This is a genomic window from Nostoc sp. TCL240-02 (genome assembly GCF_013343235.1).
Lineage (GTDB): Bacteria > Cyanobacteriota > Cyanobacteriia > Cyanobacteriales > Nostocaceae > Nostoc.
Map to the genome: position 1 here is coordinate 7,796,352 of NZ_CP040094.1, position 21,294 is coordinate 7,817,645.

The window sequence follows — 21,294 nt, forward strand, 5'->3', positions numbered from 1 at the left end:
GACTCTGTATTATAACTCTAATATTAAGTCTCCTTTAATACTCAACTGCTCCTAAACTTTTTAAAGTATCCTTCTGAGACTCAGTTAACCCGCTTATGCTAGTGATATTCATTCCCTCGTAAGGATTTTTACTTCTCAAAGTTTTCAAACATTCACCTGTTTGTACATCCCAAATCTTAATTGTCTCATCTTCACTACAACTGACAACAGTCTGACCATCGGAACTAAAGGTAACTGACCAAACCCATCTAGTATGTCCTAATAAAGTTCTTAAACACCTACCTGTGTTAACGTCCCAAAGCTTAACTGTTTGATCGCCACTGCCACTCGCTAGTATGCGACCATCCGAACTGAAAGCGACTGAATATACAGTATTTGTATGGTCTTGCAAAGTTCTAAGATACTTACCAGTGCTGACATCCCAGATTTTAATCGTTTGATCTTCGCTACCGCTAGCTAGCATACCACCATCTGAACTGAAACCAACTGCCCAAACCCATTCGGTATGACCCTGTAGAGTATGAAGGCATCTACCAGTGCGAACATCCCAAAGTTTCACTGTTCGGTCATGACTACCACTGGCTAATGTATTACTGTTAGGGCTGAAAGTGACTGACCATGTTCTACCACCATGTTCTCGTAAAGTATTAAGACATTTACCAGTGCCAATATCCCAGACCATTACTGTTTGGTCATCGCTACCACTGGCAAGAATTTGACTATCAGCACTGAAAGTTACTGATGTAACTCGATTAGTATGTCCCCTCAAAACTTTTAGACACTTACCAGTATTAAAATCCCATAGCCTTAAGGTTTGGTCTTCGCTGCCACTGGCAAGGATTTGACTATCAGCACTGAAAGTTACTGATGTAACTCGATTAGTATGTCCCCTCAAAACTTTTAGACACTTACCAGTAGTAACATCCCACAGTGTTACTGTTTGATCGTAACTGCCACTAGCAATAGTTTTACCGTCTGGGCTGACAACGACTGACCATATCCCATTGTTGAAACTCCGTAAAGTCTTAATACATCTACCAGTGTTGATATCCCATAATTTTACCGTTTGGTCATCACTGCTACTAGCACATGTACTACTATTTATACATATTGCTAGCGACCAGACTCTACTTCTATGTCCCTCTAGAGTTTTAAGGCATTGACCAGTAACAAAATCCCATACCCTAACTGTTTGCTCTTCACCGCAACTAACAAGAGCGCTACCATCTACACTGAAGGTAACTGAATGTACTAAGTCTGTATGCCCCTGTAAAGTTTTAATACATTTACCACTAGTCGTGTCCCAAAGTTTAACTGTTTGGTCATGGCTCCCACTAGCTAGTGTATTACCGTCAGGGCTAAAAGCGACTGAGTATACCCTCTGAGTGTGACCCTCTAAGGTGTGAATACATGAACTGCTGTTAATATCCCAGAGCCTTACCGTATAATCATCATTTCCAGTTGCCAACATGTAATCTTTTGGACTGAAGGCAACAGACCATACATTACAACCAACTTCCTGTAAGGTTTTTAGACATTTGCCTGTACTGATATTCCATAGCTTCACTGTTTGGTCATCACTACCACTAGAAAGAATCTGACCGTCGGGACTAAAAGTAACTGAACGAACCCCACCACGATGACCCTCCAAAGTTTTTAGACACTGACCATTACTGATATCCCACAGTTTTATTGTTTGATCATTACTACCACTGGCAAGAACCTGACCGTCGGGACTAAATGTGACTGACCAAACCCAACCAGTATGACCTTTACAAGTCATAAGTTGCTGACTATTAGCAACTTCGTATAAGCGAATTTCTCCATTGGTATCACCAGTAGCTAAAAGTTTACCATTCGGACTAAAAGCTACCGAAAAAATACCACCAAAGGTTTCAATAAAAACACATTTAGCTAGATGAGCATAAGCAAAATTTACATTATGTAACTTTATATGCTGCAAGTCGGCTTGCCAAATAGTTAGATAAGAAAAATCATAACTACTGAGATCCGTTTCTAAATGATAAAGCAAGTTAAAGACATTTCCTGCTGTATAACTTTGTTCTAGAGGAGATATCTCTCGTAGCGTTGTTAAAATTTGAGCTAAGTGATTTTCTAAGTTTTTTTTACTTCTAAAGGCAGTAAGCAGCCCATCTATAACTGGTTTGATGATAAAGCGAATTTGAGTATCCCTAACATATTCTTTTGCTGTCGCTTTTGTTAGAGCTTTACTCCTGAATAAATGAATATTCTGAGTGAGAATCTCTTCACATACCTGCTCTATCAAGCTACTAGTCACATACTCCATGACCACAGGCTGGAGGGTAAAAAGTAATCCAGTTTTTCCAATTAGCGTAGGCGTAGCTTTCTCGATTAGCGATCGCCTGCCTAAAGATTCTAGAGCCTCTAGTAATTTTGCTTGTGGTACTGGTGATACAATATCTTCTCGCAACTCTGAGAGTGTAACCGACTCGCGATTAATCGCTAGCCAGTACATAATATCCTTTTCTAAATCTGACAAACGCTCAAACTGCTGCTCTAAAATATCGCGAATGTCGCCAAAAACAGCCGTGTCTTGTTGCAAAAATTCAGTGACATTACCATCAAAAATATCTTGAATGGTTGTAGCAACTATCTTTAGGGCTAAGGGATTGCCTGCATAGCGCTCAATCATTACTTTCCATTCATCCTCTACCGCAGATAGCCCTTTGAGTTTTAAGATTTCTTGTCCTTCTGCTACCTTCAAACCACTCAATGGTAATGAGCGAACAGGTATTGCTTGTCCTTCGAGTAATGCTACTTCTTTCGGTTTTTCACGACTAGTCAGTATTAAACAGCTTTGGTGAGTTGCTTCTCCTATTCGTCTGAAAAGTTCACCATATCCCTCATATCCCTCTCGATAAAGTCCAGCGCGGCTACCACTGCGGAGAATTGACTCTGCATTATCAAGAATCAGCAAACAGCGATGATTTTGCAAATAGTAGAGTAGTCTTGATACCCGATCGCTAAAGCTTTCTGGTAAGTTACCTTCTGTTTCCTGCTCGTCAGATAAAAATTGGAGCAGGTTACTTAGAATAATTTTAACAGGTGGGGCTTCTCGTAGCGATCGCCAGATCACATACTCAAAGTTTTCCTGAATCTGTTGAGCAAGCTTTATAGACAGCGTGGTTTTCCCAATACCTCCTATCCCTAATAGTGCAATCAATCGGCAGTGTTCATTGAGAATCCATTGCTCTAGGGTAGTAAGTTCTTCTGTACGCCCATAAAAAACTGAGTTAAAGATAGCTTCTCCCCAATCTAGACGATTAGTTGACCTTAAATAGTCACTTTTATCTATTTTTAAATTGAAAGCTGAAAAAAGCTTTTCAATAGTCTGTTTATCAACTCCTCCTTCTCGATTCAAGACTTTCGAGATGGTAGCAGAATATAACCCTGAGCGGGCACTCATTTCTTCCAGAGTATACCTGTTTCCAAAATTTTCTTTTGCTTCTGATTGATGCTTGGCTTCCTTAATCTTTTGTAAACCCTTGGTAGTAAGTGCAACGCCACGCTTTCGTCTCCAATTCTGTAAAGTCATTTATTAACTCACGTTTGGGTAATCGCCTTTAACTAAAAGGATTATCTACTAGGCTGCTATAGATATGAGGTGATAGCTATCACAAAGGAACAATTTCATCTTGCAGAAATTTCAAATAGTTGTATGTCCAAAATGCTTACTAATGTCAGCCATTTTTAGCAATCTAATTGTTTCGGTAATTTAACACAACTTATTTAACATAAAATCTGGACTGTGGATCGTTGCTGATACAAGGTCTTCAGCCAAAAGCTTCTTGTAGGAACCGCAATAGTTGATTTATTCCGTATGATACTAGTAATTTAATACCTTCTATTTTCAGTAATGTGTTTAGGGCTTAACGCTTAAGTTCAATCTCAAAATCTTGATTTTCACTGGTAAAGACATTTCAAAATTGGCAAGCTTGATAAGGAAAGTTTGTATATATCTAGCCTATCAATCAATGAATAAAACTGCTGCACTTAAATTACCCCATTTGGCAACCTCCAGCAAGAAAAAGGCGCTTAAGCGAATTACCTTAAACTTGACATTAGATGAAGCTCAGAACCTTGAAAAGTATTGTGAACAAACAGGCAAACCAGCAATAGACGTGATTCGTGAACTGATTGAAGCCTTACCTTGACCTGTCAAATCCCAGTCCCGAAAAATTATGACTATAGTAGAAGGTGTTGTAGATTTGGACAAAGGTTTTCAGTTTACTCTGACAAGAGTAATTCAAGAGCGGTAATCATAAAATTAGACACTTCCAACTGGATATTTGCTACATTCTTTACTGTTGTTTGTTGCGAAAATACTAAAAAACAAGGGTTAGAAATTATTCTTTGATGGAATTGACGACAGACTAAAATAGTCGCCGAACCGTATAAACAGTTTCTCAGCCCTCATTTTGTAACTAAATATAGTTATCACGTCATCTTGTTTTCGGCGTGCTGCGATCGTTTACGGTGAGCGTAGCACGCCTTTACTCAATTTTTACCTGCCTCTCAATCCTTACCAAAAATTACCCAAATTCTAATATTTATATCTTGAAAATCAACCAAAGTGAAATAGTTCACAAATCTACTTTTATTTCGTCTGTGGCAAGGCTCGAATGAGTTCTCTAATCACATCCGTCGCTGGTCTGCCTGTCTGTTCACAATATTTTTCGAGGTTCTTGGCTTCATTTGATGACAGGTTTATAGTAATTCGCTTGACCGCCCATTTTTTGTTCATACTAAAACAGATAAATCGTGTAATCATAGCTTCAAACCCTGATTTTACCTTTCCAGATGGAAAGTAACCTAAATTTCAATACTTCTCGGTTAAGGGGAAAAGGGGAAGGGGGAAGGGGAAAGAAAAAACCTTTAACCCAAACCCAGTACCCTTTACCCAAAATCCGATTCCGAATTAAAAATGCTTAACCGAGAAGTATTGACCTAAATTTGGGATGTGCTGGGATACTTTTGTAAAGATGTAGGATTTACGCAAAAGCACACGTTGTAGGGGCAATTTATGAATTGCCCCTACTTGAAAATCTTTGTTTTCGACTATTGTTTGCGTAAGTTCTAGGATAGTTAAGGCTTAACCCAAGCCTATTAGGGCATATACCCTAACTACCCTTGTAGTTTAATCTGCACCTTCAATTGGTGCAAAACCTTGGCGCTGAATATTTTCTGTTACCGTGCGTGGTTCTAGGAATTGCAATAGGTAATCAGGACCACCTGCTTTAGAACCGACTCCAGAAAGTTTGAATCCACCAAAGGGTTGCCGCCCAACGATCGCTCCGGTAATATTGCGGTTAATGTACAAATTCCCAACTTCAAATTCTGTCTGCGCCTGCTGAATGTGCGAAGGTGTTCGAGAATAAAGTCCGCCAGTTAAGGCGTAGTTTGTCCCGTTGGCGACTGCTAAGGCTTCCTGGAAATCTTTCACCCGAATTACCGCCAGCACAGGGCCAAAAATCTCTTGCTGGGAAATTACCGTATTTGGCGAGACTTCACTAAAAATCACAGGGCCGATAAAATATCCTTGTTCGGGTGCTGGTAATTCCAAAACTAATTGTGCTTCTGCCTTACCCTTCTCAATATACTCGCGGATGCGATCGCGGGCATTGGCATCAATCACAGGCCCAACTTGAGTACTAGGTAACTCTGCTTCCCCAATGTTCAAGGACTTTGTGGCTTCTACCAATCGTTGCACAAAGGCTTCATAAATCGGTTCCAGCACAATCACCCTGGAAGCCGCAGAACATTTTTGTCCACTGTAACCAAATGCTGATTGCACTACCCCTACAACTGCTTGGTCTAAATCAGCACTTTCATCTACAATGATGGCATTTTTGCCACCCATTTCAGCAATTACCCGTTTCATGTGCTTTTGTCCAGGTTTCAATATTGCCGCTTCTGCGTAAATTCGACAGCCAACTTCTTGAGAACCTGTAAAAGCAATTACATGAGTATCAGGATGATTTACCAAGTAAGCGCCGACTTGCGAACCCTTGCCTGGTACGTATTGAAAGACACCTTTGGGAAAACCAGCCTCTATTAAAATTTCGGTGAGTTTGGCAGTAATTACAGAAGATGTTTCAGCAGGTTTTAGGAGAGTACAATTCCCTGAAACTAAGGCTGCAACAGTCATTCCACAAGCGATCGCTAGGGGGAAATTCCAGGGAGAAATTACTACAACAATCCCCCGTGGATGGTAGATATAACGATTAGTTTCCCCAGCAAGGTCATAATTAACACCTTTGTCTAGCCGTTCTATCTCATCAGCGTAGTACCGACAAAAGTCTATCGCTTCCGAAACCTCTCCATCGGCTTCCTTAACTGGTTTGCCAACTTCCAAAACTATCCAAGCTGAAAGTTCGGCGCGGCGGAGTTCCATCAAATCACCCGCTTTCCGCAAAATATCAGCGCGTTGTTTCGCAGGTGTTTTCCTCCACCCAGGAAATGCTGCTTTGGCTGCTTGCATAGCCTGTTCAGCCTGTTCAACGCTAATCAACCCAACTTTACCAACTATTTCACTGAAATTAGAAGGGTTGAGAGAATCGACAAATTCCGGCGTATCAACATATTCCCCATTAATCAAGGGCAAATAAGTTTTACCCAATTGTTGACGAACGCTTTGGAAAGCTTGCGCCGCTTTCGTTCTGATCTCTTCCACCGCATAATCGGTATCAGCTGCACCGAGGAAATGAGAGTTAGCAGTTAAAGATTTTTCTTCTTTGACAATTGGGGGTGCTAATAACTCTTCAATTGGTCTATTTTCGAGGTTTTGGCGTAAAAATGAACTATTAGCTGTATTTTCTAACAATCGGCGAATTAAATACGCCATTCCAGGTAATAATTCACCGTAGGGACAGTAAACTCTAACTCGATAACCCTTGTCAACCAAAGCTTTTGCAACTTTATCTCCCATACCGTAGAGGACTTGTAATTCAAAGCGGCGGCGGGGGACATTTAAACTTTCAGCTATGGCAATGGCGCGAGAGTGCGATCGCACATTATGGCTACCAATGGCAGAATACACATATTGATGATTTTCTAGCAATAACTGAGTGATGGTTTCAAAGTTAGCATCAGTTGCCGCTTTATCGTTGTAAACTGGCTGTTTCCAATGCTTCTGGGCTGCTTTGATAGTTTCTTGATCCCAATATGCGCCTTTCACCAAGCGGATTGTCAAGGGATAACCGCGTTCTTTTAACCAAGAAATGACGTTTTTGGCATCTTGCTCGCTATCACGCAGATATGCTTGAATTGTCATGCCAATATCTGTGCGTTGCCGAAATTCTTCTTCTAGTAAGAGTTTTTTCAGGATGCTGAGAGTTATGTCTTTATAAGCATACTGTTCCATATCAAAATGCACAGCTGCACCTAACTCTTTAGCACGACGTAAGAGAGTACGAATGCGATCGCTAACTCTCTCCTCACTACCTTTAGCATCTAAAGGGTCAAATTGGGAATAAAACGCCGTTAATTTTACAGAAACCTGAACTTTGGGTATCGCTTCGCCATCAGCCTCATCAATAGCCGGGATAGCTGCCCAATTCTTTGATGCTTCTACCAATTGTTGCATTAATTCTAGATAGCGTTCTAGATAAGACTGCGCTTCGGCTTCGGTAATCACCGCTTCACCAAGTAAATCAATGGTAAAAGCCATTTTTTCTTTTCGCAGTCGTTCAACTGTTTTGATGACTTGTTTAATATTTTCCCCAGAAATATATTTATGTGCAAGAGTCTCAACAGCTGTACCAACGGTTGTAGCAGCAACTTGTCCTGGCATAGAATCAGGGTTAGCAAAGTTTAGCATTCCCTTCAAAGTCGTCGGTAATTCTACAGATTCATCTCCTAAATATTCTTGTAAATGTGAGGCAATTTCTGATTTACTGTGCAAAGCAGGTAGCGTATCTATAAAGCGAAATAGTTGCACCCGTAGCCCAGGATTACTCATCGCCCAAGCTAATAATTTATCATCCCAGCGCATTTGATCGCGTAGAGAAGAAAAAAACGAACGATTTTCCTGGGTTGCCGCTAGAAGTTGTTTAGCAATTTCTTGGGTTTTAGCTTCGTAGGTGCTTGTTTGTACTTGTAATACCACTGATAATAAACTCCATTAATCTAGACAAAGCTTTTTGTAGAAAGCCTGTGTCTTCTATTTTGACGCTTTCATTTAGCTGTCACCATATTTAATGGTTTCCCAACTTGCAATTTAAAGCTGGCAGCAAGAAAATTCTAAGTAACAATTAGAATTTTGAGGAATACGGATAATTTGGCTCAAGGGAAGGATTTTCCAGCTTTTTCCCTTACTTTTTCTTTTATTGCATTCTCCGCCTGTCGTTTGGACGGGGTGTACTTGTTTTTTCCAATACTAAGAATGGGTATACTCACTCTATGCCTACAGAAAACTTTATGGATATTTTATTTTCTAACTGGCAACATACACTCCAATCCTTTGGTGTTGACCAGATAGCGGCTCAAAAAGCCTTTAATTTGTTGGTTACAGCTTACTCTACCCCCGGTCGTTACTACCACACACTGAAACACATTCATCACGTTCTCGACACCATTCAGATTTTGCAAGGCTACATCAATAACCTCGCTGCTGTTCAACTAGCTGCCTGGTTTCACGATGTAGTGTATGACACTGAGGCTCAAGATAATGAAGAACGAAGTGCAGACTATGCTTTTAAGTTACTGAGTAATTTAGGTATTCCAGAAAGTACTATAAATACTGTTACACATCTAATTTTGAATACTAAAAACCATCAAGCTGCGGTGAATGACTATGATAGTCAAGTTCTACTTGATGCAGATTTAGCGATTTTGGCTGCTAACTCAGTGGATTATCAAGAATACGCCCATGCCATTCGCCAGGAGTATGGCTGGCTGTCAGAACTGGATTATATCACAGGTCGTCAGCAAGTTTTAGAACGATTTTTATTGCGATCGCGCATTTATCATACGCCTTTAATGTTAGAGTTCGCCGAACCCTGCGCCCGTGGCAACATTCAGGCAGAAATTAAGTTTTTATTATCTGATTATTTTTACAGCACGCCCCAGTGAATGGAATTCGTGGCTTCATAAACCAAGCCCAGCGACTTCAACTAAGAGGCAATAAGCAAAGGGTTAAGCCCTTTATTTTTAACCTACATAGGCGGTTACAAACCTTGTGTAGACGAAGTTTGTAACCGCCAAGCCGAATTCTCTCACTGCTAGAAAGTTTGAATCGCCTAACGTCTGCCACCACCACGATGAGGTACTTCAACTTCAGTTTCTTGTAGCTTTCTTTTCGGTGCAAAGACTTCTTGATGTTGTTGCTGCTGAATTTTTTCCTGTGCAAACTTGACACGGGTACGAACTCCGAGATCGGTATCTGTATCGAGCATTTGCTGAAGTTGATTTGTAATCTGCGACGCTTGATCGGGTAAAGTAACTGCTATTGCAATGGCTAATGTTTCTAAACTTGTCACTGCTGCATAACGGACTACCCATTCTGGATCTTGAGAAATTAATAATAGCGCCTCTAATACCTCAGTCTGAACAGATTCTACTTTCTCCGGCGGTACTTGATGCCAGCGCAAAGTGCCTAATCCTCTTGTAGCTGCCCGCCTCACACTTAAAGAAAAATCGGTTTTTGCTGCCTCTAACAAGGTATCCAGTGCCCGAATATCACCAATTCCCGCTAAGGCACGAAGTGCCCAGGCTCTAGCACCATAGTTATAGTCATCAATGAGTTCCAATAGTGGCGATACTGCGGCTTCTCCAATCGTAATTAGTCCATCTACCGCCGCCACCGCCGCCCCTGGATTGTTGTAGCCCAAAGCTGCAATTAGAGTCGGAACAGATTCCTCTATACCAGCTGCTGCTAACTCTTGAACTGCGTCTACTAAGCGCTCTGACGAATCTGCTTCTTGTACAGCACGGATCAATATTTGGGCAAGATCGCTGTTATTCATAACAATTTTTCATGAGTAATTAGCCGTCAGCCAATTGTAGCTTAAGTTATCCGTAGTTGACATCATACATAAACCCCTAACCCTGATTTTATAACTGGGCTGGGGGTTTACATATAAAAAACATTTTTTTGTAACGTATTAATAAGAACTTATTCTCTATAATTTATGACTACAATAGCGAGTCCATCAAATTAATGACTTTCATTGCACCTTCTGATAAAGTGCTTGGTGTAGTGTGATTGACTTGATGTTCTAGTAATCCTTTGAGAGAAATGAGCTTGAGGCTATTTTCAGCAAGAGTCTGTGCGATCGCATCTGCTGCGGGTAAATATCCAATAGCTCCCAAATCTGCTAACACTGCTCGACGCAATTGCAATCTCTCACCCGCCAAAGCCTTTACTAACCGTTCTCCATAAGCTGGTTGTTGGGTTAATTGATACATTGCTCGTGCGGCGGCATATTGCACCAATTCAATTGGATGCTCTAAAAATGGCTTTACCAAAGGGATAACTTCAGTCGCCCTCAAGGTTCCCAAGGCTTCTAAAATCGCCTCGTAGGGTTGAGATAAATCAGGTTGCTGTGAGACAAGCTGTTCTCCATGTAAACCTGCTGCTAATAGCTTGCTCAGGGGAGGAATACAAACCGCATCGCCTAACATTTCTAAGGATTGTGCTGCTGCTTCCCGCACATAAAAATCTGAGCAGTCTAAACACGCAATTAAAGGTGATACTGCTTGGCGATCGCCTAGTTTTCCCAAGGCTCTAGCTGCGTTACGTCGCAAAGGATACCCGCCTTCTGGTGTCCTGTCGGCTTCATCCTTTAAAGCTTTAATCAGTCCTGTAACCGCAGCTGGTTCACTTATGCGAAACCTACCCAACCACCAAGCAGCATAAAAGCGCAAGCCTAAATCGGCACTTTCAAGATTAGCGATCGCTTGTTCTACTGTTAAAGATCCACCGTCAACATAACCTGTCGCTGATAAATCTTCAAATTTCTGTGGACTGGAATTCATTAGGAAGAAGGATGATCGCTTTGTTCGCTGTTTGTTTTCGCCTCAGCGTTCAATGGTTGAATGCTGACTATTTTGCCACCTAAGCGAGTAATTCGCTGCATTTCCTGATTCATCCGGTTTTCAGGTACTGTGATCAACACACTACCACTAGAACGAATTGGATAGTTGGTTTTGTCGGTTTCTTCGCTTTGGCGCAAACCTACAACTTCATACCGGAAGTTACGACTACTAGTTCTGCCACTAATTTGTCCAAGCATAAATCACTTCCAAATTTTCAATTTTCAATTTTCAACAGTCATTAATCAATGACTAATGACTATTGACAAATGACACTAAAGCGGTTTCACACTAGCTATTTTACCACCTTGTTTTACCACTCTCTGGAAGTAACTAGATAGTTCTTCATAAGGTATTACCACCGCTTGATTGACACGGCGGGTGCTAGGATATCCAGCACCAAAAACGCCTGCTACTTCAATGCGGTAGAGTCTGCCTTCTTTACCAAAAGTTCCTGCACCACCAAAAGTACTGTTGGGGGTAACACCTTTTTCGGAAGGAACGTATGAAAAACCAGAAGAAGCACCAGATGGAGGAACAACAACAGATGCACTGTTGCGACCTAGTTCAACAGCAAGACGGGAAGACTTGCCTTTGAGTTGGGAAGTATCGCTACTGGCATAACCGCGATAAAGTTGGAATATGCGGCTGAATCCCACAGTTTTCTGTCCTGTTTGGGTGTTAAAGCCACGATAGTAAGGAACTATATTTTCACCAAAGCTAGATTGATACTCTGCCGAATCAATATAAGAATCGATATCGGCTTCATATCCTTTGTTTTGGTACAAGTCCAAGTGATAAACCACTTCAGACTCATCATAAGGGGCACGACCCAACAAATGTTTATAGTTCAGTTCGATAACGCGAGTTTGGAAATTGTCGTAGAAAAACTTGGTTTTGTACAGTTCTGATTTAGCAACTTGACGCACAAATTCTTGTACTGTATTTTTTCCATCGCGCAGGATAGATTCAGCACTTTCGAGGCGGTCAGATGCCAATATATAGTTGTTGCCCAACACCTGACGATATACCGCAGCAATTACTCTCTCTATATCTTCTTTACTTGCATTGGGACGCAATTCTACAGGAGATTGGTCGCTAAAAGGTTCCGTTCCTAGACGGGACGCTGCTGTTGTAATAGCCATTGGTGAATTTTCCTTTTGTAATTACTAATTGGGGACTGGGGATTAGGGATAGGCTACTAGGTATTGGAAAAACTCTTTCCCACTCCTCAGTCCCCACTCCCCAGCCCCCAGTCCCCACTCCCCAGTCATATTTATACGGCAGTAATGCTAATAACTCTACTGCCTTTGCGATTCAACTGCTGCAATTTACTAGACAGTTGCTCGTAGGGTACGAGCAATTCCGCAGTCCCACGTCTTACTACAGTTGAATTTGGGGAAGCTGCTTGTAGCACTCTGATGCGGTATGTTTCCCCACGACCACCTGTAGAGAGACCGGTTAAGGCTCCAGCGGAGACTGGATAAATGGGTGAAGCTAAATTTTTAGCGACTTCCCAGGTTAGCCGCCCTTGTTTTTGTCCTTGGGCGCGATCGCTATTCGCATAACCCCGATACAGTTGGAACAGTCGGCTATATCCAACGTTCTTTTGTCCTACTTGACTTTTAAAGCCTCGGTAGTAGGGCACAACATTTTCGCCAAAACTCTCTTGATATTCTAATGAGTCAATGTAAGAGTTAATTTCAGCTTCGTAACCTTGTGAGTTATAAAGCTCAACATGATACGAAATCTCTGACTCATCTTCTGGGGCACGCCCCAATAAATGCTTATAATTTAACTCGATAAACCTAGTTTGCGAGTTGGAGTGAAAAAACTTATCCCGATAAAGTTCTGATTGAGCAATGGCTTGCACAAATCCCCGAACCGAGATTAAACCTTGCTGCAAAAGTGATTCTGCACTCTCCAGACGCTCTCCTTCTAAGAGGTATGCATTACCCAAAACCTGACGGTAAGCTGCCCGGATAACCACTGCCACATCTGCTTCAGTTCTATCGGGGCGTAGTTCTACAGGTGCTGAGTCTTCAAATGCTCCAATCCCTAGTCTTGCTGCTTGTCCCAAAGCTGCCATCCTTAAACCTCCTCAGTTTTAACTGCAAAACTGAAAACTTTTTAGAAAATTTTTTTCTAGTTTTTTAACAGTCTTTTGAAAATAAAACTGCCCGGAGAGGTAAGCAACTCATAGAACATCACTTGTCATAAGAGCTGATTTCCTCTCCGGGCTAAAGAAACACTCTAGCTTAGAGTATTGATTACATAGTCGATGTAGGAATTTGCTTCAACAGCAGGGTCGCCGCTTAGACCGTGGTTAGCTTTGATGTACTTGAGAGCTTCAATGTACCAGCTAGGAGATAGGTCAAAAGTGCGGTTGATTTCAGCCAAGCCAGAAATCAAGAAATCGTCCAAGGGGCCTGTACCACCAACAACTAAAGCGTATGTGATAATCCGCAAGTAGTAGCCAACATCACGAACACACTTGCCTTTACCGCGTGCATCAGACGCGAAGTTGGGACCTTGTTGTTGAGTGGTGTAAGGGAACTTGTTATATACTGCTTGAGCAGCACCTTCGGTCAAGCGTTGAGCATTAGCGCTCAATGCTTTTGCTGCTTGTAAGCTAGCTGGTGCTTGACGGAAGCGGCCAAAAGCAACTTGAATTTCGGTGCTGCTGAGGTAACGACCTTGAGAGTCAGCCGATGCAATTGCTTCAGTTAGAGGTGTTTTTGTCATTTTTGGTATTTCCCTTTTACAAACTTTTGGTTGAAATTTTGTTTTGTCCTAATGGACAATTACCTCAGTCAATAGCAGCAATATTTGCCTTAAGCTACTGCTGAAGCAGCACGATCAAAATAGCTAGCAATTTCAGCTGATAAAGCGCTGCAATCGCCTCTGGTGATGTTGTTTGTATCGTTGACAATTGCTAGGGAAGCTGCTTTCAGCTTTTGAATACCAACAGCAACTGAAGCTCCTGGGGTTCCCAATGCCAAGTAGGTTTCACGCAAGCCGTTGAGGGCACGATCATCTAACACACTGGAATCGCCAGCGAAGATTGCGTATGTGATGTAGCGAAGAATGATGTCCAAGTCTCTGATGCAAGCAGCAGCGCGACGGCTGGTGTAAGCATTACCACCGGGAGTGATCAATTGGGGTTGTTCTGCCCACAAATCACGAGCCGCAGCAGCAACAAGAGCGGAAGCATTGCTGGTAATACGGTTAACAGCATCTGCACGCTTGTTACCATCTTTGACTAGTTCACTCAATGCATCCAATTGTGCATCGGAGAGGTATTCCCCACGTGTATCAGCTTGGGAAACTACTTTTGCAAATGCATCTAAAACCATTGCGTTAAATCTCCTACTTTGCTTGGTTAAGAATAATTGGACTCAAAACTGAATGGTCCAGCTTTTTTTGATGTCAGCACTGCCTGACGAGTTACGAAAGGTCTAAAACAGACATCCACGAAATAAGTTTACGATCTCCAGGCTTTCAGATTAAAACTTTTGTTAAAAAACTTCAAACTTCTATGAACGACTGGAAAACCTGATTAAGATGTTGTTTTTTACTTCCAAGTTCTCTTTATACAATGCTGCCGCATCATTATTTATTACAAATTATTGTCATGTTTGTTAATTTCGTTTACATAACTTTACATTCAGGTTAGCTTCTCGGCACTCTAAATAAATGCTGGAAATTTTTTCAGGGAAATCCCTTAAAGAATGCGTAGGCGTAGTCCGCCCCAAGTATTGCATTTTTAACTTTTGTAGTATTTGCTACTTGGCATCTCCTGCCAAGGGCATACAGCATATTTACGGCTGCACTGTATCGATACAAGGTAATAAATGCAATTTCTTCGCGTCTCTGCTCTCAACTTTGTATAAAGAAAAAAGACTTGATTTTAGAGAATTTTTCATGATACTCTGTGTTCAACAAAAACTACGGCTTTTCGATAGGATTATCGTAGTTTTGAGTTACACACTATTGCCTGTAATTTTGCAAACTTGTGGTTAATGGTAACGGAAATCACCTCCTATGGTAAAAGACTGGTTTGAGTGGCACGACCTCTACAAGAACGAACCAAAATTGCAACAACGCTTGCAAATTGTGCAAGAATACATTTCCCATAGCTTGAATTTGTCCCAACCAGGGTTAATCCGTGTAGTTAGTGTTTGCGCGGGCGATGGACGAGATTTGCTAGGAACGCTATCAAATCACCCACGAGCAAAAGATGTTTATGCCCGACTCGTAGAGCTAAATCCACACCTAGTTGAACGTGGACAACAAACAATAGAATCCTTGGGTTTGACAAAACAAATTGAGTTTATCAATGGTGATGCAACTCTCTCCTCTAACTATGTAGAAGCAGTGCCAGCAGACATTGTGATTGTCTGTGGTGTATTCGGCAATCTTGCAGATGAAGCTGAACTAAATCGCTTGCTAGCGAACCTGAGTTTTCTGAGCAAACAAGGTGCTTTTGTAATTTGGACTCGTGGACACTCTAACGGTATTCCCCATTCTGAGACTGTGCGTAAATTTTTCCGTGAATATGGATTTGAAGAAGTGAACTTCAAACTCACCGCAACCGGAGACATGGGAGTAGGTATTCATCGTTACCTTGGTGAAAGTTTAGCTGCACCCAAAGAACAACAGTTTTTCGCGTTTACTGGTGTTCCAAGTAAAGCCAGGTAAAGGACTTCCAACTAAAAAAATATCCTATCGCTGTGTAGGCAGGGGAGCAGGGGGCAGGGAGAGAAAGAAAATATATATTATCTGATTAAATTGGATAATTTATTTTCTGGAAATCTCTAAATTAAGTGGATAGTGATTGAAAAGATTGATAAAATTCAGCGCTAGGCTGTTTTTAAATATTTGTTATTATTCACATTCTGTAACAGTTAAAGTCCACTTGAGTGGATTGAAATTTTCCCTAACATACAAACTCTAGTATGATTTCCGCAATAGTAAATACAGTAGGGGCAATTCATGAATAGCCCCTACCAGGAGATCAGGGTTTTGTATTGTTTGTGTAAGCCCTATCTCAGCATCTATGTCATTAAAAGGACTTGAGCTATTAGCCTTGGAATAAATTCCAAGGCGGGTTGACAAGGAAGCGAGAGATAAAAAAGATAGGCGTGAAAACAAGGTTTTTAAATATGGGGTTCCTTTTCCCCTTGTCCACTGATTATTAATTCCTACCAAACACACTGCCAAGGGCACGCGCCATATTTTGCGGTTGCATTGCATCCATTGCGGCAGTGGGTTCGTAGCCGCAGTGAACCATACAATCAGCACACTTGGGATTACCACTCTTCTGGCCGTATTGACTCCAATCAGTTTGTGCCAGTAATTCCTTGAAGGTAGAGTAATAACCTTCGTTCAGCAGATAACAAGGTTTTTGCCAACCGAGAACACTATAACTAGGGCTACCCCAAGGCGTGCATTCGTAGTCTTTCTCACCAATGAGAAAATCTAGGAACAAGGGATTGTGATTGAAGTTCCAGTTTTTTTCACCACTTTTGTAGGGAGCCAGAATTTGCCGGAAGAGGGTGCGGGTTTGTTCGCGGTGGAGAAAATGATCTTGATCTGGTGCCCACTCGTAACTGTAGCCGGGAGAAATCATCATCCCGTCAGTATTTAGGGTTTCCAGAAAGTCGAAGAACTCTTGCATATCTTGGGGTTTAGTACCCTCAAAGATAGTTGTGTTAGTAGTGACACGAAAACCTTTAGCTTTAGCGGCGCGGATGGCTTTGACGGCAATATCAAAAACACCTTGGCGGTCTACACAATGATCGTGTAACTCGCGCATTCCATCTAAATGCACGCTAAAAGTCAGGTAAGGTGAAGGTTGAAACTTATCCAGGCTCTTTTCTAACAACAAACCATTGGTACACAAGTAAATATATTTCTTGCGCTCAATTAATCCTTGAACAATTTCATCAATCTGGGGGTGTAGCAGAGGTTCTCCTCCAGGAATTGAGACAACTGGTGCGCCGCACTCTTCCACTGCGGTAAAGCACTGTTCTGGGGTGAGATTTTGCTTTAATATTTCCTTGGGATGTTGGATTTTACCACAACCAGTACAGGCTAGATTACAACGAAAAAGAGGTTCCAACATCAATACTAAGGGGAAGCGTTTACGTCCTTTCAAACGCTGAGTAACCAAATACTTCCCGATATCCATAGCTTGTTGTATATTAACTGCCATTGTTGCGATCGCTCCTCTTTGATAAAAACACCACAGGAAAACATAAAACCTTCTTAGGGGCGCAAGGTCTTGCGCCCTTACTGTCTATTGCATCCACACATAAATCGCTATATTTTTCATTTGACATAGCCCTGAGCAACAAACCAATCCACAGCATCTTTGAGTGCTGCTTTCAGCGAAGATTGAGGTAGACCCAACTCTCGTACAGCCTTTGCAGCATTGTAATACATTGGTTGTTTTGCCATCCGAACGCCATCCAATGGCACTGAGGGCGATTTTCCCAAGGGTGCGAGAATATTTTCATCAACCCAGGCAGCAGTAAAGGGCAACCAAGCGGGTACTGTGCGTTGAGGTGCGATCAAACCTGTGATATCGGCAAGTTGTTCGAGTAGTTCTTTGAGACTTAGATTTTGATGACCTAAGATATAGCGATCGCCTGACTTACCCCGTTGCAAGGCCAGTAAATGCCCCCAGGCCACATCTCGCACATCGATAAAATTAAGACCAGTATCCAAGTAAAAGGGCATTTGCCTTCGTAAAAACCGTAAAATTATATCACCTGTGGGGGTAGGTTTGATATCCAACGATCCAATGGGGCTGCTTGGGTTGACTATAACGATCTCTTGACCTGTGGCAACTGCTTGCATCGCTTCTTGTTCAGCCAGAAACTTAGACTTTTTGTAGTTACCTACCAACTTTTCTAGGGGACTCTGATGTGTTTCATCGACGACTTGACCAGATGATCCTACCCCAATTGCTGCCACTGAACTGGTGTAAACGGTACGTTCAATACCGGCTTTATTAGCTGCTACCAAGACATTTCGCGTACCCAGAACATTATTATGGTGGAGTAAGTCTCGGTCTGTTTGCCACAGAGAATAATGGGCTGCGACATGAAATAGATATTGACAACCTATCATTTGTTGCCAGAGATTTGGATCGTTCAAATCGCCTTTGACAATTTCTACCTCCAAACTGCGTAGATTCTCCAAATTGCTACTTGAGCGTACCAGCGCTTTGACTGTGTAACCCTCTTTTAGTAACAACTGTACCAAGTGGGCACCAATAAAACCTGTACCCCCCGTGACAAAAACTTGCATCAACTTCTCTCTCTTGTCTGAAAGCGGGGAAACCAATCATCTAAAATAGTGTAGACTACCGGCACGACAATCAAGCTGAGGATAGTTGAAGTTACGAGTCCACCAGCGATCGCTACAGCCATAGGCGATCGCAATTCCGAACCTGCACCAAAACCCAATGCGATCGGTAACATTCCCAAAATAGTGGAGGCAGTGGTCATCATAATTGGTCTGAGGCGCACTAATCCAGTGTTGAGGATTGCTTCTGTGCGTTCTGTGCCAGCATTGCGTAACTGGTTGATATAATCCACAAGCAAGATGGCATTTTTATTGGCCAGCCCCAGCAAAAAGACGAAACCAATCAGTGAAATCATACCAAAATCGCTCTTAGTGATCAGTAGTGCCAACATTGCCCCCACCAGTGCTAAAGGCAAAGAGACACCAATCACTAGAGGATCTACCCAGCTTTTGAACAGCAAAATTAGTACTACAACAATACACAAGGCAGATAAAGCCAAAGTACTGCCAAAACTGCTAAAAACCTCACCTTGGCTAGCTGAGTCTCCTCCTAAATTTAACGAAACATTAGAAGGTAACACCGCCTTTGCTTCAGCTACCACTTTATCAGTAGCATCACCCAAAGATAGATTCTTGCCAAGATTAGCACTGACATAAGCTACTCGCTGATTATTCAAACGCTCGATCTGAAAAACCTCACCTTGGGGATTTGTTTCACCTTTAACTGTGACATCGGCAAATCCCGGTAATCTCTGAATTCTCTCTTTAATTGCCTTGACTGCTTTACTTAAGGCTTGGAGATCGTCACCGCGCAAAGCTATTTGGAGAGGTTTTTGACCGCCAGAATCAACAAACTGAATATCTTCCACACTGGTAGTTACCCCAGAAAGGACAGGTAAAGTGGAGCGGAATTGGTCTTGTAGTTCTCCAGTTGTGATTGTGCGGTCTTCCTTTAACTTTATATATAGTGTGCCTTTATTCGGCTCACCCTCACGAGAACCTACAGTAGTAAATACCGTTTCAACTGCTGGTGATTTTCTGACTACATCTTCTAGTTTTTTAGCAACTTGAAGAGAATCGTTTAAGGGATTGGGGATTGGGGATTGGGGACTGGGGATTGGGGACTGGGGATTGGGGATATTGCTTCCTTGTGCGCCTCTAGCAAAATCGGGTATATTTGGTAAGGGGGCAGTATAAGCAATATTGAATTCGCCGCGATCGAGTTTGGGAATAAACCCTTTGGGAATTAGTGGAATTAGCGCTATACCTGCAATGAAACTGAGGACAGCTAACCCGACAACTATCTTCCGGTGATTCAAAGACCAACTCAGCAAATTTCTGTAAGATTGGGCAAACGCTACCCAGATTTTTGATTCCCGAGGCGGGGAGAGCGAGGGTCTAGGTTTTAGCCAGTAAATAGCCAGGACTGGAGATAAAGTCCGAGCAACTAGCATAGAAGCAAGCATCGCGGCTGAAACAGTGATGCCAAAGGGCTTGAAAAACTGCCCAATTACACCACCCATCAAACCTATGGGCAGAAAAACCGCTACTGCTGTCAAGGTGGCGGCGGTAACTGTTAATCCGATCTCATTGGTGGCTAGAAGCGCCGCTTGACGAGGAGTTTCTCCATCTTCAATGTGTCGCATGATGTTTTCTACATCCACGATCGCATCATCAACAATACTCCCAATCACCAAAGCTAAAGCTAACAGCGTAATTGTTTCTAAGTTGAAGCCGAAAATTGCCATGACGATAAACGTCGCCAACAAAGACGTAGGAATCGCCAAGGCAGAAATTAGGGTGGCTCGCCAATTCCACAAAAAAGGAAAAATTACCACGATGGACAACAAGACGGCTTCCAGCAAAGCATCAATAGTTGACTGGGTGGCTTGGCGGATATATTTTGCTTGGGTAGCAGCTAAGGTGAGTTTGACATCCTTGAGGATAGAACGTAGCCTTTGGACTTCTTTTTCAACTCGACTCACCACTTCTAAGGTGTTAGCGTTACCGCGTTTGATTACCTGAAATGCCAGTGCATCTTGGCCGTTAAATCTAACTAATGTTGCCCCTGCTTGGGGGATGGTTGCTGCACCCACATTCGCTGGATTTAGGGGAGCAGTTGCAGTCGCACCGCCCAACAGTGAGACTTTTAGGACTCCTGGTAGTTTAGCGATCGCACTTACAATCTCGTCTTTCGCCAACTTTGTCAAATCTGTAAGATTCCGGGTGGGGCTCTCAATCGCATAGCTAATGGCGGCTGACTCGTTCAGGTTCAGAGGAATAATTTTAGAAGTCGCTCCTTGAGGCAAAGTCAGCTGCTTGAGGGCAGTTTCCACCTTTTTGGTTGATGTTTCTAAATTCGTACCAACGGCAAAAGAAAGGCTAACGGCTGTTTGACTGGGATAGGTGGATGAGCGGATATTCTCCAGTCCTTCTAGGGAACGGAGGCGTTCTTCCAGGGGTTTGGTGAGCTTCGTCTCTGTATCCAAGGCAGTCGTCAGGGGGGCTGTAGCATTCACAACCACCACTGGAAAGGTAATATCTGGAAACAAAGCGTACTTAAGAGAACTGAAAGCCAGAATCCCAGCTACCGTTACGGCAATCCAAAAACTCACCGTCAGCCACGAAAATTGAATCGCTAATTTGGAAATATTGAATACTTCTCGTGCGGATTTGGAGTTACGAAGCTTTACCATCTTGGAAAATTATCGTGTGGGTGACACAATTATTTAGTCATGCTACAGCACTTTCGGTTTGCAAGCTTTGGTTATCAGAGAAGGCAGGAGGCAGGAGGCAGGAGGGAGCAGGGGGACAAGGGGGAATTATTGAACTAAGTCTCCCCCCTCTTCCTTGTCTCCCTTGTCTATTCTCCATACCCCATGCCCAATGCCCCATGCCCAATGC

At 42.4% G+C, this 21,294-nt stretch carries 16 protein-coding genes; 3 read left to right on the forward strand and 13 right to left on the reverse strand.

What is annotated here, in order from left to right; genetic code table 11:
* Positions 1-34: 34 nt before the first annotated feature.
* On the reverse strand, positions 35-3,577 hold the full coding sequence (locus FBB35_RS33420; protein ID WP_174713413.1) for an NB-ARC domain-containing protein: 3,543 nt from the start codon (positions 3,575-3,577) through the stop codon (positions 35-37).
* 439 nt (positions 3,578-4,016) lie between these two features.
* On the opposite strand from FBB35_RS33420, the gene FBB35_RS33425 reads away from it, so the two are divergent.
* Positions 4,017-4,196: a CopG family transcriptional regulator gene (locus tag FBB35_RS33425; RefSeq protein WP_174713414.1), complete on the forward strand. Its 180-nt coding sequence runs from the start codon at positions 4,017-4,019 to the stop codon at positions 4,194-4,196.
* Positions 4,197-4,639: 443 nt separating this feature from the next.
* On the opposite strand, the gene FBB35_RS33430 is transcribed toward FBB35_RS33425, so the two are convergent.
* On the reverse strand, positions 4,640-4,786 hold the full coding sequence (locus FBB35_RS33430; RefSeq protein WP_174713862.1) for a ribbon-helix-helix protein, CopG family: 147 nt from the start codon (positions 4,784-4,786) through the stop codon (positions 4,640-4,642).
* Between the two features lie 393 nt (positions 4,787-5,179).
* The gene (pruA, locus tag FBB35_RS33435) at positions 5,180-8,149 is read right to left on the reverse strand and encodes an L-glutamate gamma-semialdehyde dehydrogenase (protein WP_174713415.1); all 2,970 of its coding nucleotides are present in this window, start codon (positions 8,147-8,149) and stop codon (positions 5,180-5,182) included.
* Positions 8,150-8,442: 293 nt separating this feature from the next.
* Here pruA and FBB35_RS33440 point away from each other — a divergent pair, with 293 nt between their 5' ends.
* Positions 8,443-9,114 (forward strand): hypothetical protein, encoded by a 672-nt coding sequence (locus tag FBB35_RS33440; RefSeq protein ID WP_174713416.1) that lies wholly within the window; start codon positions 8,443-8,445, stop codon positions 9,112-9,114.
* A gap of 167 nt (positions 9,115-9,281) precedes the next feature.
* Here FBB35_RS33440 and FBB35_RS33445 read toward each other — a convergent pair whose 3' ends face one another.
* From FBB35_RS33445 to FBB35_RS33475, 7 genes are all read right to left on the reverse strand, one after another.
* Complete coding sequence (locus FBB35_RS33445) at positions 9,282-10,007, reverse strand: HEAT repeat domain-containing protein (RefSeq protein ID WP_174713417.1); 726 nt, start codon at positions 10,005-10,007, stop codon at positions 9,282-9,284.
* 169 nt (positions 10,008-10,176) lie between these two features.
* Positions 10,177-11,019: a HEAT repeat domain-containing protein gene (locus FBB35_RS33450; RefSeq protein ID WP_174713418.1), complete on the reverse strand. Its 843-nt coding sequence runs from the start codon at positions 11,017-11,019 to the stop codon at positions 10,177-10,179.
* Entirely contained in the window at positions 11,019-11,276 is a 258-nt protein-coding gene (locus FBB35_RS33455) for a phycobilisome linker polypeptide (protein WP_174713419.1), read from the reverse strand. The genes FBB35_RS33450 and FBB35_RS33455 overlap by 1 nt, the downstream gene beginning before the upstream one ends.
* A gap of 75 nt (positions 11,277-11,351) precedes the next feature.
* The gene (locus tag FBB35_RS33460) at positions 11,352-12,221 is read right to left on the reverse strand and encodes a phycobilisome linker polypeptide (protein WP_174713420.1); all 870 of its coding nucleotides are present in this window, start codon (positions 12,219-12,221) and stop codon (positions 11,352-11,354) included.
* Between the two features lie 131 nt (positions 12,222-12,352).
* Positions 12,353-13,165 carry a phycobilisome linker polypeptide gene (locus tag FBB35_RS33465; protein ID WP_174713421.1) on the reverse strand — a complete coding sequence of 271 codons (813 nt, stop codon included), beginning with the start codon at positions 13,163-13,165 and terminating at the stop codon, positions 12,353-12,355.
* Between the two features lie 164 nt (positions 13,166-13,329).
* Positions 13,330-13,821, reverse strand: coding sequence for a phycocyanin subunit alpha (cpcA, locus tag FBB35_RS33470; protein WP_012411562.1), 492 nt, complete (start codon positions 13,819-13,821; stop codon positions 13,330-13,332).
* Between the two features lie 89 nt (positions 13,822-13,910).
* Positions 13,911-14,432 carry a phycocyanin subunit beta gene (locus FBB35_RS33475; RefSeq protein ID WP_012411561.1) on the reverse strand — a complete coding sequence of 174 codons (522 nt, stop codon included), beginning with the start codon at positions 14,430-14,432 and terminating at the stop codon, positions 13,911-13,913.
* Between the two features lie 688 nt (positions 14,433-15,120).
* Here FBB35_RS33475 and FBB35_RS33480 point away from each other — a divergent pair.
* The gene (locus tag FBB35_RS33480) at positions 15,121-15,777 is read left to right on the forward strand and encodes a class I SAM-dependent methyltransferase family protein (protein ID WP_163931604.1); all 657 of its coding nucleotides are present in this window, start codon (positions 15,121-15,123) and stop codon (positions 15,775-15,777) included.
* A gap of 496 nt (positions 15,778-16,273) precedes the next feature.
* Here the strand turns inward: FBB35_RS33480 and hpnH are convergent, their stop codons facing one another.
* From hpnH to FBB35_RS33495, 3 genes are all read right to left on the reverse strand, one after another.
* Positions 16,274-17,293, reverse strand: coding sequence for an adenosyl-hopene transferase HpnH (hpnH, locus tag FBB35_RS33485; protein WP_174713422.1), 1,020 nt, complete (start codon positions 17,291-17,293; stop codon positions 16,274-16,276).
* 116 nt (positions 17,294-17,409) lie between these two features.
* Positions 17,410-18,393: a hopanoid-associated sugar epimerase gene (gene hpnA / locus FBB35_RS33490; protein WP_174713423.1), complete on the reverse strand. Its 984-nt coding sequence runs from the start codon at positions 18,391-18,393 to the stop codon at positions 17,410-17,412.
* Positions 18,393-21,086, reverse strand: a complete 2,694-nt coding sequence (locus FBB35_RS33495) for an efflux RND transporter permease subunit (protein WP_174713424.1) — start codon at positions 21,084-21,086, stop codon at positions 18,393-18,395. Before FBB35_RS33495 ends, hpnA begins: the two co-directional genes overlap by 1 nt.
* Between the last annotated feature and the right edge of the window lie 208 nt (positions 21,087-21,294).